This is a genomic window from Intestinirhabdus alba, from assembly GCF_009711095.1.
Classification (GTDB): Bacteria; Pseudomonadota; Gammaproteobacteria; order Enterobacterales; family Enterobacteriaceae; genus Intestinirhabdus; species Intestinirhabdus alba.
Map to the genome: position 1 here is coordinate 17,822 of NZ_WMJZ01000016.1, position 16,134 is coordinate 33,955.

17 protein-coding genes are annotated in these 16,134 nt (G+C 59.4%); 6 read left to right on the top strand and 11 right to left on the bottom strand.

The genetic code is table 11. The annotated features are described in order from the left end of the window. Positions 1 to 42: 42 nt before the first annotated feature. The 3 genes from GJV78_RS12435 to ytfE all read left to right on the top strand — a co-directional run bounded on the left by GJV78_RS12435 (position 43) and on the right by ytfE (position 2,918). Positions 43 to 897 carry an SDR family oxidoreductase gene (locus tag GJV78_RS12435; protein ID WP_155108660.1) on the top strand — a complete coding sequence of 285 codons (855 nt, stop codon included), beginning with the start codon at positions 43 to 45 and terminating at the stop codon, positions 895 to 897. A gap of 260 nt (positions 898 to 1,157) precedes the next feature. Next, positions 1,158 to 2,123, top strand: a complete 966-nt coding sequence (locus tag GJV78_RS12440; RefSeq protein ID WP_155108661.1) for a DMT family transporter — start codon at positions 1,158 to 1,160, stop codon at positions 2,121 to 2,123. 132 nt (positions 2,124 to 2,255) lie between these two features. Then, entirely contained in the window at positions 2,256 to 2,918 is a 663-nt protein-coding gene (ytfE, locus tag GJV78_RS12445; protein WP_155108662.1) for an iron-sulfur cluster repair protein YtfE, read from the top strand. A gap of 127 nt (positions 2,919 to 3,045) precedes the next feature. On the opposite strand, the gene cycA is transcribed toward ytfE, so the two are convergent. Next, the gene (cycA, locus tag GJV78_RS12450) at positions 3,046 to 4,458 is read right to left on the bottom strand and encodes a D-serine/D-alanine/glycine transporter (RefSeq protein ID WP_155108663.1); all 1,413 of its coding nucleotides are present in this window, start codon (positions 4,456 to 4,458) and stop codon (positions 3,046 to 3,048) included. Between the two features lie 312 nt (positions 4,459 to 4,770). Continuing rightward, a complete protein-coding gene (gene fklB / locus GJV78_RS12455) occupies positions 4,771 to 5,391 on the bottom strand; it encodes an FKBP-type peptidyl-prolyl cis-trans isomerase (RefSeq protein ID WP_167519539.1) in 621 nt (206 codons plus the stop codon). A 214-nt stretch (positions 5,392 to 5,605) separates the two neighbouring features. Between fklB and GJV78_RS12460 the strand changes: the two genes are divergently transcribed. Beyond that, positions 5,606 to 6,238, top strand: a complete 633-nt coding sequence (locus GJV78_RS12460; protein ID WP_155108665.1) for a LysM-like peptidoglycan-binding domain-containing protein — start codon at positions 5,606 to 5,608, stop codon at positions 6,236 to 6,238. Between the two features lie 59 nt (positions 6,239 to 6,297). On the opposite strand, the gene GJV78_RS12465 is transcribed toward GJV78_RS12460, so the two are convergent. The 6 genes from GJV78_RS12465 to yjfP all read right to left on the bottom strand — a co-directional run bounded on the left by GJV78_RS12465 (position 6,298) and on the right by yjfP (position 9,817). Further along, complete coding sequence (locus GJV78_RS12465; protein WP_155108666.1) at positions 6,298 to 7,230, bottom strand: DMT family transporter; 933 nt, start codon at positions 7,228 to 7,230, stop codon at positions 6,298 to 6,300. A 148-nt stretch (positions 7,231 to 7,378) separates the two neighbouring features. Then, positions 7,379 to 7,828, bottom strand: coding sequence for a 50S ribosomal protein L9 (rplI, locus tag GJV78_RS12470; RefSeq protein WP_155108667.1), 450 nt, complete (start codon positions 7,826 to 7,828; stop codon positions 7,379 to 7,381). A gap of 41 nt (positions 7,829 to 7,869) precedes the next feature. After that, complete coding sequence (gene rpsR, locus GJV78_RS12475) at positions 7,870 to 8,097, bottom strand: 30S ribosomal protein S18 (RefSeq protein WP_000135199.1); 228 nt, start codon at positions 8,095 to 8,097, stop codon at positions 7,870 to 7,872. 4 nt (positions 8,098 to 8,101) lie between these two features. After that, entirely contained in the window at positions 8,102 to 8,416 is a 315-nt protein-coding gene (gene priB / locus GJV78_RS12480) for a primosomal replication protein N (protein ID WP_155108668.1), read from the bottom strand. Between the two features lie 5 nt (positions 8,417 to 8,421). Then, a complete protein-coding gene (gene rpsF / locus GJV78_RS12485; RefSeq protein WP_155108669.1) occupies positions 8,422 to 8,817 on the bottom strand; it encodes a 30S ribosomal protein S6 in 396 nt (131 codons plus the stop codon). Positions 8,818 to 9,067: 250 nt separating this feature from the next. After that, positions 9,068 to 9,817, bottom strand: coding sequence for an esterase (gene yjfP, locus GJV78_RS12490; protein WP_155108670.1), 750 nt, complete (start codon positions 9,815 to 9,817; stop codon positions 9,068 to 9,070). A gap of 217 nt (positions 9,818 to 10,034) precedes the next feature. Between yjfP and bsmA the strand changes: the two genes are divergently transcribed. Both bsmA and yjfN read left to right on the top strand, forming a co-directional pair. Then, positions 10,035 to 10,337, top strand: a complete 303-nt coding sequence (bsmA, locus tag GJV78_RS12495; protein ID WP_155108671.1) for a biofilm peroxide resistance protein BsmA — start codon at positions 10,035 to 10,037, stop codon at positions 10,335 to 10,337. Positions 10,338 to 10,588: 251 nt separating this feature from the next. Further along, the gene (gene yjfN, locus GJV78_RS12500; RefSeq protein ID WP_155108672.1) at positions 10,589 to 10,864 is read left to right on the top strand and encodes a DUF1471 family protease activator YjfN; all 276 of its coding nucleotides are present in this window, start codon (positions 10,589 to 10,591) and stop codon (positions 10,862 to 10,864) included. Between the two features lie 162 nt (positions 10,865 to 11,026). On the opposite strand, the gene GJV78_RS12505 is transcribed toward yjfN, so the two are convergent. The 3 genes from GJV78_RS12505 to rnr all read right to left on the bottom strand — a co-directional run bounded on the left by GJV78_RS12505 (position 11,027) and on the right by rnr (position 16,114). After that, complete coding sequence (locus GJV78_RS12505) at positions 11,027 to 12,646, bottom strand: isovaleryl-CoA dehydrogenase (protein ID WP_155108744.1); 1,620 nt, start codon at positions 12,644 to 12,646, stop codon at positions 11,027 to 11,029. Between the two features lie 218 nt (positions 12,647 to 12,864). Then, on the bottom strand, positions 12,865 to 13,596 hold the full coding sequence (rlmB, locus tag GJV78_RS12510) for a 23S rRNA (guanosine(2251)-2'-O)-methyltransferase RlmB (protein WP_155108673.1): 732 nt from the start codon (positions 13,594 to 13,596) through the stop codon (positions 12,865 to 12,867). Positions 13,597 to 13,663: 67 nt separating this feature from the next. Continuing rightward, positions 13,664 to 16,114 carry a ribonuclease R gene (gene rnr, locus GJV78_RS12515; RefSeq protein ID WP_155108674.1) on the bottom strand — a complete coding sequence of 817 codons (2,451 nt, stop codon included), beginning with the start codon at positions 16,112 to 16,114 and terminating at the stop codon, positions 13,664 to 13,666. Positions 16,115 to 16,134: the final 20 nt, after the last annotated feature.

Sequence of the window (16,134 nt, forward strand, 5' to 3'; positions counted from 1 at the left end):
CTAACGTTATCCAATACAAGCCACCCGTTAAGGAGACAGACTATGATTGCGATTACCGGAGCCACCGGCCAGCTGGGCCAACACGTTATTGAAAACCTGCTGAAAAGCATCCCCGCGAGCGGGATCGTCGCCATTGTGCGTAACCCGGCAAAAGCGGCCGGCCTGAGCCAGCGGGGGATCGCCGTGCGTCAGGCAGACTATAGCGACGAGGCGGCGTTTACCGACGCCCTGACGGGCGTCGACAGGCTGTTGCTGATATCGTCAAGCGAAGTGGGACAGCGCGCCGCCCAGCACCGCAATGTGATTAACGCCGCGCGCCGCGCCGGGGTAAAATTTATCGCCTATACCAGCCTGCTGCATAGCGATCGCTCCCCGCTGGCCCTGGCAGGCGAGCATCAGGAGACCGAAAAAATGCTGGCGGACTCCGGTATCGCCTTCGCCCTGCTGCGCAACGGCTGGTATACGGAAAACTATCTGGCCAGCGTCCCCGTCGCCCTTGAGCACGGCGTTTTTATTGGTGCCGCCGGGGAAGGTAAAATTGCCTCCGCCACCCGCGCCGACTACGCCGCCGCCGCCGCGCGCGTGGTCAGCGAAGAGGGACACGCCGGTAAGATTTATGAACTGGCGGGCGACGAGGCCTGGACGCTGAGCCAGCTGGTCGCCGGGCTGAACGGGCAGAGCGGGAAAGCGGTGGTTTATCAGAATCTGAGCGAAGCCGATTTCGCCGCCGCGCTGAAGGAGGCGGGGCTGCCCGCCGGGCTGGCGGAGATGCTGGCCAACTCCGACGCCGGGGCCGCAAAAGGCGGCCTGTTTGACGACAGCCATACGCTGAGCAGGCTGATTGGCCGTCCAACCACCCCGCTAGCAGAGAGCCTTAACGCGCTGCTCGGAAAGTAATTTCACCGCTCCTGCGGACCTTCACTGTATAACGCCGCACGGCCCACAGGAGCCAGAGCGTGCCGGGCATCCCCGCCCGGTTTAGCGGCGACAAGTCCCCCTTTTTGCTACCGCGCGGCGTTTCTCCGCCTGCGGAAGCAATCCACCGGCAAGGCGCGGCTCCCGATACCTCTTCGCACATCAGGCGCAGCCTTAAACAATACATACGATTTTTTTCTGCCTACACTTTGCGCAACCTTAAGCGATACGGAAGTGAAAAGATGATTAGCGGCGTGCTGTATGCTCTGCTGGCGGGGCTGATGTGGGGATTAATTTTTGTCGGGCCGCTGATCGTACCGGACTACCCGGCGGTGCTGCAGTCGATGGGGCGCTATCTGGCACTGGGCCTGATCGCGTTGCCGCTGGCGTGGTGCGGACGCGCGCGGCTGCGCCAGCTGTCGCGCAGGGACTGGCTGACCGCCCTGGCGCTGACGATGATGGGCAATCTGATCTACTACCTCTGCCTTGCCAGCGCTATTCAGCGCACCGGCGCGCCGGTTTCAACCATGATCGTCGGCACGCTGCCGGTGGTGCTGCCCCTCTTCGCCAATCTGCTCTACAGTCGCCGGGACGGCAAACTTCCCTGGCGACGCCTGGTCCCCGCGCTGCTGCTGCCCGGCATGGGCCTGCTGTGCGTCAACGCCGCCGAGCTGAGTCACGGGCCTTCCGGCGTCGGCGGCTGGCGCTACGCTTCAGGTATCGGGCTGGCGGTGGGGTCCGTGGCGTGCTGGACGTGGTACGCGCTGCGCAACGCCCGCTGGCTACGGGAAAACCCGGATAAGCCGCCGATGATGTGGGCAACGGCCCAGGCGCTGGTTACGCTGCCGGTGTCGCTGTTGGGCTACGCGGCGGCCTGCTTCTGGCTGCACAGCCGGATGCCGGCGTTCGCCCTGCCCTTTGGCCCGCGGCCGGCGGTATTTATCGGGCTGATGGTGACTATCGCCATCCTCTGCTCGTGGTCAGGCGCGCTGTGCTGGAACATCGCCAGCCAGCGTCTGCCGACGGTAATACTCGGTCCGCTGATCGTTTTTGAAACCCTGGCGGGGCTGCTTTATACCTTTATTATGCGCCAGGCGTTCCCGCCGTCGTTGACGCTGTTTGGCATTCTGCTGCTGGTGACCGGAGTGGCGATCGCCGTCAGAGCACGCCCGGAAAAACCACTCACCACAAGACTTTCCAGCCAATAATGTGTTTATTCAGTCAGTTATTAATAATAAGAGGCGGCCATAATAAAAGACTTCTGCCCCTAAAGGGTTATAGCCTGCGCTAAAAGATGTATTTAAAATACATCTTATATTATTGAGAATGAGGTAACGGCAATGTCTTATCGCGATCAACCCTTAGGTGAACTGGCGCTTACTATTCCTCGCGCTTCAGCGCTGTTTCGTAAGTACGACATGGATTACTGCTGCGGCGGCAAGCAGACGCTGGAACGCGCCGCGGCCCGTAAAGAGCTGGATGTTGAGGCGATCGAAGCTCAGCTGGCGCAGCTGGCCGAGCAGCCAATTGAAAAAGACTGGCACGCCGCGCCGCTGGCCGAAATCATCGACCATATCATCGTGCGCTACCATGACCGGCACCGCGAACAGCTGCCGGAGCTGATCGTGCAGGCCACCAAGGTTGAACGTGTCCATGCCGACAAACCTAACGTGCCAAAAGGTCTGACTAAATACCTGACCATGCTGCACCAGGAGCTGTCCAACCATATGATGAAAGAGGAGCAGATCCTGTTCCCGATGATCAAACAGGGCATGGGCAACCAGGCGATGGGGCCAATCAGCGTGATGGAGAGCGAGCACGACGAAGCGGGCGAGCTGCTGGAGGTGATCAAGCACATCACCAACAACGTTACCATTCCGCCGGAAGCGTGCACCACCTGGAAAGCCATGTACAACGGCATTAACGAAATGATTGACGATCTGATGGAGCACATCAGCCTCGAAAACAACGTGCTTTTTCCGCGTGCCCTCGCAGGTGAATAAAAAAGACGCCCGAGAGCGTTATGACTGATGAAACATTGAGCCGCTCAGCGGCTCTTTTTTTCGCCCGCCTCCGCCCCGCGAGAGTGGCTTACGGGATTGGCGCGCCCGTTTCGGGCGCGCCAACGGGCTACTTGCCTGCCGCAGCCATGCGCTTCCGACCAACAAACAGCCAGCCCAGCCCCAGCATAATAAACCACAGCGGCGTCACGATTAGCGCCTGACGGGTATCCGCCTCCAGGGTCAGCAGCACCACCACAAAGGCGAAGAACGCCATGCATACCCAGCACATCAGCTTGCCAAGCGGCATCCGGTAGATCGATTGTTCATGCAGATGCGGACGCCGTTTGCGGTACACCAGGTACGAACAGAGAATGATCGTCCAGACGAACATAAACAGGATCGCCGATACCGTCGTGATCATGGTAAATGCGCCGATCACGCTCGGATTCACGTAGAGCATCACCACTCCGCCCAGCAGACAGATACAGGAGAAGGTCAGCCCTTTCGCCGGCACCGCGCGCTTAGAGAGCTTCGCGAACGCCTTCGGCGCCACGCCCTCCTGGGCCAGGCCGAACAGCATACGGCTGGTGGAAAAGACGCCGCTGTTAGCGGACGAGGCCGCGGAGGTGAGCACCACAAAGTTAATCAGGCTGGCAGCGGCGGGAAGGCCAACCAGCACAAACAGCTCGACGAACGGGCTTTTGGCCGGAGAGACGGAGCTCCACGGGGTGACCGACATAATGACGATCAGCGCCAGCACATAAAAGGTGATAATGCGTACCGGAATGGAGTTAATCGCGCGCGGCAGTGATTTCTCCGGATCTTTGGTTTCCGCCGCCGTGGTGCCCACCAGCTCAATGCCGACAAAGGCGAATACCGCTATCTGGAAGCCGGCAAAGAAACCGCTAACCCCTTTCGGGAACCAGCCGCCATCGTTCCACAGATGGGTGAATGAGGCCTCAACTCCGGTGGGGGAAGTAAAGTGCATCATCACCATCACCAGCCCGACCACAATCAGCGCCACGATGGCGACGATTTTGATCATCGCGAACCAGAACTCCATCTCGCCGAACATCTTTACGGTCGCCAGGTTCAGGCTCAGCAGCAGGACCACCACCGCCAGCGAGGCGACCCAGTCGGAGAGGCCGGGAAACCAGAACTGGGCATAGGCGGTAATGGCCACCACATCGGCCATGCCGGTCACCACCCAGCAGAACCAGTAGGTCCAGCCGGTAAAATAACCCGCCCACGGGCCGAGCAGGTCCGAGGCAAAGTCGCTGAATGATTTATATTCCAGATTAGAGAGCAGCAGCTCACCCATTGCCCGCATAACGAAAAAGAGCATAAAGCCGATGATCATATAAACAAAAATAATCGACGGCCCGGCGAGGCTGATGGTTTTGCCGGACCCCATAAACAGGCCCGTACCGATAGCGCCGCCGATAGCGATAAGCTGAATATGCCGGTTCGTGAGATTACGTCGTAGCGACTGCTCAGCCGGAGCCGGGCTGTCGGCAGCGACTTTTACCTGATCTACCATGTTTTTCTTCCTGTACCTGTCTGTCAGTTGTGTTTGGACTCTGCGGCCCTTGGTGCGTCTATGATACGACGATCCTGTCATCAGGACTTATCGATATTAGGTAACAATCGGCGGGTTGAATACAATGATTTAAATACAATGTTAATTATATGTTTAATTTGAGTGACACATCACTCTGTTACCGCGAATTAGTTCACAAAGCCACGCGCAGCGCTTATCTTACAAAACAAAAGGCGAGGCTCGATCCCGTGAAGAAGTTAATGACCTTATAGCTGCTCCTCTCCCGGCCGGGAGAGGAGCAGAAGCCGCCGCTTATAAAATATCCAGCAGCTCAACCTCAAACACCAGAGTGCTGAACGGCGGGATAGACGCGCCGGCACCGCGCTCGCCATAGGCCAGCTCCTGCGGAATCGTCAGTTCCCATTTGGAGCCTACCGGCATCAGGGTAAGCGCCTCGATCCAGCCGGGGATCACGCCGTTCACCGGGAACTCCGCCGGTTCGCCGCGCGCCACGGAGCTGTCGAACACCGTGCCGTCGATCAGCTTGCCGGTATAGTGTACGCGAACGCGATCGGTACGCGCCGGGATTGTCCCTTCGCCCTGGGTCAGTATGCGGAACTGCAGCCCGGATTCCGTGCTGTTGACGCCCTCTTTCTCACGGTTCTCTTCCAGGTATTTTACGCCGTCGGCGGCCATCGACTGGAAACGCTCGCGGCGCGCGGCGTCGGCGCGTTCATGAATTTCACGCAGCGCACGGTGCACGACGTCAACCGGCACGGCAGGCTGCTTGCCTTCCAGCGCGTCGGCGATACCGGCAACCAGCGCTTCAGGCAGCAGCCCCTGCAGCCCGGATTCGCTCAGCTGCTGTCCTACCTGCAAACCAATGCCATAGCTCGCTTGCGCTTCGATCGTCTCAAAAGTGGGGGTGGCCATCATATTTCCTTTCATCGGAGGTAAAGTAGCGGGCAGCATATCAGCCGAGCCACCTGGGGTAAAACTTTGTCGCAGGAAGGATGACAAATCGCGGGGAAAAAGAAACAATAGCATAACCGTTGTCGGGTCACGAAAGCGGACGGTACAAAAGCATCATAACGTTAGCTCGCATACGCTATGATTGAGGAACGCAACGCGGAGCAGGAGGAAAGCCATGCCCGGGCGCTTTGAACTGAAACCAACCCTGGCGAAAATCTGGCATGCGCCGGACGATTTTCGCCTTATGGACCCGCTGCCGCCGATGCACCGACGCGGCATTATCGTGGCCGCTATCGCCCTGATTATCGGCTTTCTGCTTCCTTCCGATAACACCCGCAACGCGCCCGTTGTGACGCGCGAGGCGCAGCTGGATCTCTCTTCCCCCTCTCCGTCAGCAGAAGCACAGCCGGTTGTCCCGCAGAACGATATGGATCGGCTCGCACCTGTCGCCCCGGAGCCGGTTGATGAGGGCGAGCCGGAAGCGGCCTCGTCCCAGGCCCAGCCTTTCCAGCAGGCGGATGACGTTGACCAGCAGTGGCGTTCGTACCGCGTCGAGGCCGGTAAAACCCTGGCGCAGCTGTTTCGCGATCGCGGCCTGCCGCCAACGGACGTATACGCCATGGCAAAGGTGGAAGGCGCGGGCAAGCCGCTAAGCAACCTGAAAGAGGGGCAGAAGGTGAAAATCCGCCAGAACGCCAGCGGCGTGGTGACGGGCCTGATTATTGAAGCCGGAAACGACGCGCAGGTGCTGTTCATCCGCCAGCCGGACGGCAGCTTTATCCGGGCGCACCAGGGCCGCACCCCTTAACCGAACGGCGCGCCGCCAGCTTCTGCTTCCCTGGCGGGCGCGCCAGAAGCGGCCGGCGTCTATCCTTTGCGCACCTTATTGACCCACCAGATCCCCGAACAGACCAGCACCAGCGCAACCGCATATTTCGGCTCAAAAATATTCTCGCTGAGGAAGATGGCCGACAGCACGCTTCCCGCTACCGGGATCAGGAAGTTAAACGGCGCAATCATCCCCACGCGATTGTATTTCAGCAGAATGCTCCACAGCGCAAAGGCCACCGAAGAGAGCAGGGTCAGATAGCCGAGGATCGCAATCGAAGAGAAGCCGTGCACGGTAAGCGTGCCGCCGCAGGCATAGCCGCCGGCCACCAGCACCAGCCCGCCGAGGCCCAGCTGCCAGCCGGTCATCACCGTCGGGTCGATGGTCTGCGAGATGCGCTTACCGTACAGGGTGGCGGCGGAAAGAATAAAGGCCGCCAGCACCACCGAACCATCACCCGGCAGGCTAAAGCTGAAGTCCATTAATCCACCGTTAAGGTTCACCACCATTACCCCCACGAAGCCGAGAATACAGCCAAGGGTTTTGTTATAGCTGAGTTTATCGTTCTGGTAGATAAAGTGCGCCAGTAGCACGCTGAAGAACGTTCCGGTGGCGTTCATGATCGAGCCCTTCACCCCGGTAGTAAACGCCAGGCCCATGTAAAAGAAGGTGTATTGCAGCGAGGTCTGGGTCAGCCCCAGCAGCGTCACCTGCCCGAACTGACGCGGGCTGAGTCGGCAGATGGGCTTACGCTGGATCAACGCCAGCAATAGCAGCAGCAGCCCTGCAAACAGGAAGCGGTAGCCGGCAAAAACAATTTTGGAGGCGATATCGTCCGTTGCAATATGGAATATCTCATAGCCACTCTTGATGGCCGGATAGGCGCTTCCCCATAGCAAACAGCACAAGGCTGCACTCAGATAAACAATATTTTTACGGGCAAAAACCGAGGGCGTAAGAGGGGTATCCATGTAATTTACCGGAAATAAAATTATGTTTTATTTTATTATCCAGAATCTTGCCATGAAAGCTACCATACAAGGAAAAGATTTAGCGGTACGGAAAAGCAAAACGCCGGCGCGAGGCCGGCGTTTTGACGCTATCACAGCGTGGAGTCGATTACTCAGCAACCACGTTGATGATAACTTTAGCGAAGACTTCGCTGTGAACCTGGAAGTTCACTTCGTGTTCGCCGGTAGTGCGCAGAACGCCGTTCGGCAGACGAACTTCGCTCTTAGCCACTTCAACGCCAGCCGCAGAAACGGCGTCAGCGATGTCGCGAGTACCGATGGAACCGAACAGTTTACCTTCGTCGCCTGCTTTAGACGCGATGGTAACGGTTTCCAGGGCGTTGATTTTCTCGGCGCGGGCTTCTGCTGCGGTCAGAACGTCAGCCAGTTTAGCTTCCAGTTCAGCGCGGCGCGCTTCGAAATATTCAACGTTTTTCTTAGTAGCAGGAACAGCTTTACCCTGCGGTACCAGGAAGTTACGGGCATAGCCCGCTTTAACGTTAACCTGATCGCCCAGGCTACCCAGGTTTGCTACTTTATCAAGCAGAATAACTTGCATTACCTTATCCTCTCAAAGTCGTATTAATGGACCGTGACCGATTACTGATGACGATCAGTGTACGGCAGCAGGGACAGGTAGCGCGCGCGCTTGATAGCGCGAGCCAGCTGACGCTGGTATTTTGCACGGGTACCGGTGATACGGCTCGGGACAATCTTACCGCTTTCGGTGATGTAGTTTTTCAGCGTAGCGATATCTTTATAGTCGATCTCTTGAACGCCTTCCGCGGTGAAACGGCAGAACTTGCGACGACGGAAATAACGTGCCATTTGGCTAGTCTCCAGAATCTATCAATTCAATCTGCTCGGCATGCAGAACCATTTTGCTCAGGCCATTCTTTGCCTTATGGCAGGAGATGAATCCCTGAACGGTTATGCGGCTACCGACCGTTATACTGTGAGTAATGGCCTGGTTCTGGTGTCCGCTGACAATCACGGGCATCTGACACCATGCCTGCCGGTGAAAACCGGCTTCCTCCTGCACCGAACGATGCTCAAGCACGAACTGGCAGTGAGGAATTCCTGACGGACTGACCTTACGAAGGGGCATCCTGCACACGGTGCCGGACAACGCCAGACGGTTGGTCATCAGGATTACTCTTCAGAATCCCCAGCTTCAGCATCTTCAGCGGTTTCATTGGCGAAATCTTCGCGACGCTCACGGCGCTCGTCTTTCGCTTTAACCATCGGAGAGGCTTCGGTAACGGCGTGCTTAGTACGCATAACCATGCTGCGGATAACGGCATCGTTGAAGCGGAAGTTAGTTTCCAGCTCATCGATCGCTTCCTGCGGCGCTTCAACGTTCATCAGAACGTAGTGCGCTTTGTGCAGTTTGTTGATCGGATAAGCCAGCTGACGGCGGCCCCAGTCTTCCAGACGGTGGATCTTACCTTCTGCACCAGTGATTGCACCGGTGTAGCGCTCGATCATGCCCGGAACCTGTTCGCTCTGGTCAGGATGGACCATAAAAACGATTTCGTAATGACGCATCGAATTGCTCCTTACGGATTATTCAGCCTCCTGTCTGGGTCAGCCGAGGCCCGGGGAGGCAAGGAACGTGTTAAAGGTCGGCTGAAAAATGACGCATCATAATACTGGCGGCGGCCGCTAAACTCAAGGCGATTGTCTGATTATTTGTCAGGCCGCCGTTCTTGCGCACCGGACCGCCATAGTGATTCATCGTATCTGCGCCCTTCCGGCACGGCCGGCCGCGCGCCTCCGAAGACGCGGTATCGCATTGTTAAAGATGCTGGCGAAAAAAGCCGATTGTGGTCGCCAGCGCCTCCGGCGTGATGCGATGGCGAACCCCCGCCTCCCACACGCAGGTAAGATGCTGATCCAGCCCCGCCTGCCCCAGCGCCTGCTGCAGGCGGGAAGTTTCCACGGCGGGTACAACGTCATCCTCCTCACCGTGCCAGAGCAGCAGCGGCCTGCCGGCCAGCTGCGGCAGCCGATGCGTCACCTCCCAGTCGGCCAGCGGAGCAATGATGCGGGCAAATTCCGCCTGCCGGACGGGCGTATCCGGCTCCAGCGGCGGGAACAACGTACGGGCAAGCCGGGTGAAGTAACCTGAACCCATCAGGCTGGCGACGCACTTAACGTCCTGATGGCGTGCCATGATCCCCAGCGCCGTCATTCCGCCCATCGAGGCACCGCCAACCGCAAGCCGCCCCTCCGACAGCCAGTTTTCCGCCTCGATGGCCCTGCGCAGTCCGGCAAATTCCTGCATATTCTGCAGCAGTATCTGCCAGAACCGGCCCATCCGCCCCGGCGCGTCGCCGGTAAAACGCGCGCCGTGATCGGGCGCATCCGGCATAATGACCCGAAACCCCGCCTGCGCCAGCGCAACGGCAAAATAGCTGTAGACCAGCGCGGAGGAGGTGAAACCATGGTAGAAGACGAGGCAGGGGAGCGGCGTGCTCCCCTTCCCCGAAGGAAAAGCATGGAGGACATCGCGATCCGCAAGCTTACGTGTTTCAATTTCCGTCATAACTAACGCCCCTTTTTTCCGGCAAGCCACGGCATACGAAACAGCGCAGGCGGTTGGCTTTAGCCGTAATTCATAATGTTGAGAGCTGGATTACGCTTTCGCGATATTTTCATTCGAAAATCGCGTGAGGCATAACATTTTACGAACATTCATCCAAAGAATATTTAATGAGGTATTACAATAACGGCTACCAGGAAACAGGAAACGAGAAAGCGCTATGCGTCTGCTTGCCTCCGTACTGCTTGCCGCGCTTATCAGCGGCTGTAGCGTGCTTCAGGGGACACCACAGCCCCCGCCGGCGGCAGCCGATCGGCCACAGGAAATTCGTCGCGATCGGACGCAGGGACTACAGCGAATGGGCAGCGTCACCGCGCTGGTTCGGGGTTCTCCGGATGATGCGGTGGCTGAAATCCGGGCCAAAGCCGCTGCCGCACAGGCTGATTATTACGTTATTGTTATGGTGGATGAAACCATCGTAACAGGCCAGTGGTATGCACAGGCGATTCTGTATCGTCAATAGCGTTCTGTTTTACCGCGCGTTGCGCTTTTATACGTTCGCCTGAGCGCTTTATACCCTGAATAATTAGGGTTGCGGAACAAAAGGCCGCGCGGCGGCGGCCCGAATTTCATGGATGAGACGAGTAATCAAAGGCTAACGCCCATACGTGCCTGAAGTATGACGGATATAAACCGACAGCGGATAGAGTGGAGGTTTATACCCAGCGACGGAATGCCCTGCAGACCCCAGGGACTGAATTAAAGGAGCGAACAATGGAACCACCTCTTGCCACATCGCCACAGCTGCCATCGACCGGGCTGGCAAGCGCTACGGCACAATCTGCCGAGTTTGCCAGCGCCGACTGCGTGACCGGCCTGAATGAAATCGGGCTGATCTCGGTCAACAATATTTCTGGCGATCCGGATGATGTGGAGCGCATCGTAGCGCTAAAAGCGGATGAGCAGGGCGCTTCATGGTATCGCATTATTGAGATGTACGAAGGGCAGCAGCCGGGAAACTGGTCCGCCCAGGCCATTATTTATGCCTGAGCCAACCCGGCAAGACCGGGCACGGCCCAGAAAATACCCCTCTGAAGCGCGCTTTCCGGCAACCCCACGCCTTATCAGACGAGACACACGCCTGACCTCACCGGCCGGTAGCCGCGCACCAGCATGACGCCAGCCCGGACGTCGCCGCCGGATAACAGGTTATCAGACCTCCCCCGCCGCCCTCTGCAGCAGCGCACTTTGCACCTGCCCGTCAAGAGGCGCATCACCGCGCTCGCCCGGCATCATCTGACACCATGCCTGCGCCACCGGCGGGGAGGCGTAACGCAGCATTTGCTCCCCGCAGGCGAGCCGATACAGCAGCCCGGTTATCTCCCGCCCCTGCGCTTCTTCAGGCTTACGCAGCCACCGCTGCAGCTGGCTGACCGCGCGATCGAACCGGCGGTTTTGTCCTTTTACCTGCGCAAACGTCTCGCAGAGCAGCGCACGCGCGCCGGGCTGCCTGCCCAGCACCCGCAGCACGTCAAGACACATAATATTACCGGAGCCTTCCCAGATGCTGTTTACCGGCATTTCACGGTACAGCCGCGGCAGCTCGCTCTCTTCACAGTAGCCGATGCCGCCGAGCGTCTCCATCGCCTCAGCGACAAACGGCATCCCGCTTTTACACACGCCAAACTTCGCCACCGGGGTAAACAGACGCGCCCACAGCGCCTCCTGGGGCTGGTGCTGACGCTCCCAGGCTCGCGCCAGTCGAAAGAGCAGCGCCGTTTGCCCCTCAAGCTGTAGCGCCATGCGGCTTAATGTCTGGCGCATCATCGGCTGCTCCACCAGCGGCTTGCCGAATGCCTGTCGCCGGTGGGCATGATAAAGCGCAATGGAAAAGGCGCGGCGCATCATGCCGTGGCTGCCTAACGCACAGTCAAAGCGCGTCATCCCGCCCATCTGCAGGATATGACGCACGCCCTCCCCCTCCTCGCCCAGCAGCCAGCCAATAGCGCCGGGAAACTCAGCCTCCGCGCTGGCGTTAGAACGGTTTCCCAGCTTGTCCTTCAGCCGCTCAAGGCGGACGGCGTTGCGCTGACCATCCGGGAGAAGGCGCGGCACAAAGAAACAGGAAAGGCCGCCCGCCGCCTGCGCCAGCACCAGATGCGCGTCGCTTTGCGGGACGGAAAAAAACCATTTGTGCCCCACCAGCCGGTAAACGCCCTCCTCCAGCCGCTCCGCGCGGGTGGTATTACTGAACACATCGGATCCCCCCTGCTTTTCCGTCATGCCCATGCCGATCAGCAAACCGCGCTTTTGCCCGCCCGAAAGCAGGCGCGAGTCATAGCGGTCGCCGCGCAGCGGCGTCAGCCAGTCCAGAAAAGGGGCGGGAAGCATCTTCAGCAGCAGCGGCGTGGCGGCAAAGGTCATCGTCACCGGACACAGAGAGCCGGCTTCCACCTGCGCATGCAGAACGAAACGCGCCGCCCGCGCAACGAACGAGCCGTCCCGCGCCGTGGTCTCCCAGGGCAGATTATGCACCCGGTTAGCGAACAGCCCCTGCATCAGCTGGTGCCAGGCCGGGTGGAAGCGAACGTCGTCAAGCCGCTGCCCCTGCGCATCGTAGCGCAGCAGCTCCGGAGGATGGGCGTTGGCCAGTCTGCCCAGCTCCAGCGATCCGGCGTCGCCGAGCCGTTGACCAATGCTGGCCAGCAGCCCGCTGTCCCAGCCAGCGCCTTCACGCACTACCGCCTCGCAGAGGGCGGCATCAGAAAGATACAGATTGCCGTGGTTGAGCGGCGTCGGCTGGTTGAAGACGGTATGGGTTTGCCATGTCATGGCGTTTTCCTTCGGCGTGGCGGTGACGATAAGTATGGTCACCGCCGCGCCGCCGGCGGCGGAGGAAGATCACAAAAGCAGAATGTGCGCGCGGCTGGCCTCTTCTTCGGGCAGCCGGCCAGGGAAACGCGGGGGCGGCAACGTTATGCCGGCCAGGGGATATCCGCAGGCCGGTGAAAATAAACCCTCCCTGGAAGGAAGGTTTATTCAGCGCCGCGTTAACCTCTCTGGCGCACGGCCTCAAACAGGCAAATCCCCGTGGCGACGGAGACATTAAGCGACGAAACGCTGCCAGCCATCGGGATACTAATCAGCTCATCGCAGTGCTCCCGGGTCAGGCGGCGCATACCTTCGCCTTCCGCGCCCATCACCAGCGCCATCGGACCGGTCATTTTACTCTGATAGAGCGTATGGTCCGCTTCCCCCGCGGTGCCCACGATCCAGATATTCTCCTCCCGCAGCATACGCATGGTGCGCGCCAGGTTGGTGACGCGGATCAGCGGCACGCTCTCGGCGGCCCCGCAGGCGACCTTTTTCGCCGTGGCGTTGAGCTGTGCGGAGCGATCCTTCGGCACGATCACCGCGTGAACGCCGGCGGCGTCGGCGCTGCGCAGGCAGGCTCCCAGATTATGCGGATCGGTAACACCGTCAAGGATCAGCAGGAACGGCCGATCCAGCGTTGCGATCAGATCCGGCAGATCGTTCTCCTGATACTGACGCCCCGGCTTCACGCGGGCGATAATGCCCTGATGTACCGCACCCTCGCTTTTCTCGTCTAAAAACTGGCGGCTCGCCAGCTGAATAACCACGCCCTGCGCCTCCAGCGCGTGGATCAGCGGCAGCAGACGTTTGTCTTCACGCCCCTTGAGAATATAAACGTCCTGAAAACGTTCAGGCGCGCGCTCCAGCAGAGCCTGCACCGCGTGGATGCCGTAAATCATTTCACTCATGGATGTACTCGTTAATCATTAATCAGGCCGGACGGCGGCGCGCCGCCCGGCGTATCGCGTGTGGCCGCTATTTTGCGCCGTTTTTCTTCGCCGCGCGCTTTGCTTTGGTGGCGGCGGCGATTTTCAGCGTTTTTGCCGACGGCTTTTTCGCTTTCTTTTCGCCGTTTTTTCCGGCCTTTGCGCCGGCGGGTTTCGGTTTCTTCTCGTCGCGGAAGGCACTGTCCGGCTCGAAGTTCACCTTCTTGCCGACCTGCCGGCGACGGCCGCCCTTTTTCCCCGCGTCGCCCTTTTTCGCCTTCTCGCGCGCGGTTTTACCCACGTTGCGCGGCGCACGTTCGCTGGAAATCAGGCTGAAGTCGATTTTGCGCTCGTCCATATTCACCGCCTCGACGCGCACTTCCACCCGGTCGCCCAGGCGGTAGACCTGGCCGCTGGACTCGCCGGTCAGGCGCTGCCCGACCTGGTCAAAACGGTAGTAGTCATTATCCAGCGAGGAGACGTGCACCAGGCCATCAATGAACAGCTCGCTCAGGCGAACAAAGAAGCCAAAACCAGTGACGCTGGCAATGACGCCCTTGAAGACGTTGCCCACCTGGTCCAGCATAAAGTCGCACTTCAGCCAGTCGGACACATCGCGCGTGGCTTCATCGGCGCGGCGTTCGGCCATTGAGCACTGCTGGCCCAGCTGCAGCATCTCTTCCATCGAATAGTGATAGCCGCCGGTCTCCGTGGCGTTGCCTTTATGGCCCTGCTCCTTCGCCAGCAGATATTTAATCGCGCGATGCAGCGTCAGATCCGGATAGCGGCGGATCGGTGACGTAAAGTGGGCATAGGAGTGCAGCGCCAGGCCGAAGTGGCCGCGGTTTTCCGGATCGTAAATCGCCTGCTTCATCGAGCGCAGCAGCATGGTTTGCAGCATCTCGGCGTCGGGCCGATCGGCAACCGCCTCCAGTAGCTCCGCGTAGTCGCGCGGCTCCGGCTTATTGCCGCCCGGCAGCTCCAGCCCCAGCTCCGCCAGCACGGAGCGGAAGGAGGCGATCGCTTCGGTGGTCGGTTTATCGTGGATGCGGAACAGCGCCGGCTCTTTCGCCTTCTCCACGAAGCGCGCCGCCGAGATGTTCGCCAGGATCATGCACTCTTCAATCAGCTTATGGGCATCGTTACGCTGAGCCTGCTCAATGCGCTCAATGCGGCGCTCAGCGTTAAAGATAAACTTCGCCTCTTCGCTTTCAAAGGAGATGCCGCCGCGCTCTTCGCGGGCGTTTTCCAGCACTTTATAGAGGTTGTGCAGCTCTTCAAGGTGCTTAACCAGCGGCGCGTACTGCTCGCGCAGATCCCTGTCGCCCTGCAGAATATGCCAGACCTTGTTATAGGTCAGCCGCGCATGGGAGCTCATCACCGCTTCATAAAACCGATATCCCGTCAGCCGCCCTTTGGCGGAGACGGTCATTTCACAGACCATACATAGCCTGTCGACCTGCGGGTTTAGCGAGCAGAGGCCGTTTGAGAGCACTTCCGGCAGCATCGGCACTACCTGCGACGGGAAGTAGACGGAGGTGCCGCGGTTGCGCGCCTCGCGATCCAGCGGCTCAGGCGGGCGTACATAGTAGCTGACGTCGGCGATGGCCACCCACAGTCGCCAGCCGCCGCCGCGCTTCTTCTCGCAGTAGACCGCGTCGTCAAAGTCGCGGGCGTCTTCGCCGTCGATAGTCACCAGCGGCAGGGCGCGCAGATCCACGCGGCCCGCTTTCGCCTCTTCCGGCACCTCTTCCTTCATCCCGGCGACCTGCTGCTCAACGGCCTGCGGCCAGATATAGGGGATTTCATGGGTGCGGAGCGCCATATCAACCGCCATGCCGGTGCCCATGTTGTCGCCCAGCACTTCGACAATTTTTCCGACCGCCCTGGTGCGGCGGGTCGGGCGCTGGGTCAGCTCTACCACCACCACAAAGCCCATCCGCGCGCCCATAATCTCTTCCGGCGGGATCAGGATGTCAAAGCTCAGGCGGCTGTCGTCCGGCACCACGAAGCCAACGCCGGCCTCGGTAAAGTAGCGGCCGACAATCTGGCTGGTTTTGGGCACCAGTACGCGCACAATGCGCGCTTCGCGACGGCCTTTGCGATCGGCACCCAGCGGCTGTGCCAGCACCTGATCGCCATGAATGCAGGTTTTCATCTGCTCGCTGGAGAGGTAGAGATCGTCTTTACGCCCTTCAACGCGCAGAAAGCCGTAGCCGTCTCGGTGGCCAATAACGATCCCCTTCAGGAGATCGAGCCGCTCCGGCAGCGCGTAGCACTGGCGGCGGGTAAAGACCAGCTGCCCGTCGCGCTCCATCGCCCGCAGGCGGCGGCGCAGCGCTTCCTGCTGCTCTTCGCCTGTTATGTTCAGCTCAACGGCCAGCTCGTCGCGGCTGACCGGTTTTTCACGTTTAGTTAAATGTTCGAGAATAAATTCCCGACTCGGAATAGGATTCGCGTACTTTTCTGCTTCGCGTTCCTGAAAAGGATCTTGTGACATATCGGTTCCTCCGTTGTCAT

Coding starts and splice junctions, on each gene's coding strand:
- GJV78_RS12505 (WP_155108744.1), bottom strand. CDS start 12,646: ATGACATGGCAAACCCATACCGTCTTCAACCAGCCGACGCCGCTCAAC.
- rpsF (WP_155108669.1), bottom strand. CDS start 8,817: ATGCGTCATTACGAAATCGTTTTTATGGTCCATCCTGACCAGAGCGAA.
- rplI (WP_155108667.1), bottom strand. CDS start 7,828: ATGCAAGTTATTCTGCTTGATAAAGTAGCAAACCTGGGTAGCCTGGGC.
- GJV78_RS12440 (WP_155108661.1), top strand. CDS start 1,158: ATGATTAGCGGCGTGCTGTATGCTCTGCTGGCGGGGCTGATGTGGGGA.
- rnr (WP_155108674.1), bottom strand. CDS start 16,114: ATGTCACAAGATCCTTTTCAGGAACGCGAAGCAGAAAAGTACGCGAAT.
- rpsR (WP_000135199.1), bottom strand. CDS start 8,097: ATGGCACGTTATTTCCGTCGTCGCAAGTTCTGCCGTTTCACCGCGGAA.
- yjfP (WP_155108670.1), bottom strand. CDS start 9,817: ATGACGGAAATTGAAACACGTAAGCTTGCGGATCGCGATGTCCTCCAT.
- bsmA (WP_155108671.1), top strand. CDS start 10,035: ATGCGTCTGCTTGCCTCCGTACTGCTTGCCGCGCTTATCAGCGGCTGT.
- GJV78_RS12435 (WP_155108660.1), top strand. CDS start 43: ATGATTGCGATTACCGGAGCCACCGGCCAGCTGGGCCAACACGTTATT.
- cycA (WP_155108663.1), bottom strand. CDS start 4,458: ATGGTAGATCAGGTAAAAGTCGCTGCCGACAGCCCGGCTCCGGCTGAG.
- GJV78_RS12460 (WP_155108665.1), top strand. CDS start 5,606: ATGCCCGGGCGCTTTGAACTGAAACCAACCCTGGCGAAAATCTGGCAT.
- GJV78_RS12465 (WP_155108666.1), bottom strand. CDS start 7,230: ATGGATACCCCTCTTACGCCCTCGGTTTTTGCCCGTAAAAATATTGTT.
- fklB (WP_167519539.1), bottom strand. CDS start 5,391: ATGGCCACCCCCACTTTTGAGACGATCGAAGCGCAAGCGAGCTATGGC.
- ytfE (WP_155108662.1), top strand. CDS start 2,256: ATGTCTTATCGCGATCAACCCTTAGGTGAACTGGCGCTTACTATTCCT.
- yjfN (WP_155108672.1), top strand. CDS start 10,589: ATGGAACCACCTCTTGCCACATCGCCACAGCTGCCATCGACCGGGCTG.
- rlmB (WP_155108673.1), bottom strand. CDS start 13,596: ATGAGTGAAATGATTTACGGCATCCACGCGGTGCAGGCTCTGCTGGAG.
- priB (WP_155108668.1), bottom strand. CDS start 8,416: ATGACCAACCGTCTGGCGTTGTCCGGCACCGTGTGCAGGATGCCCCTT.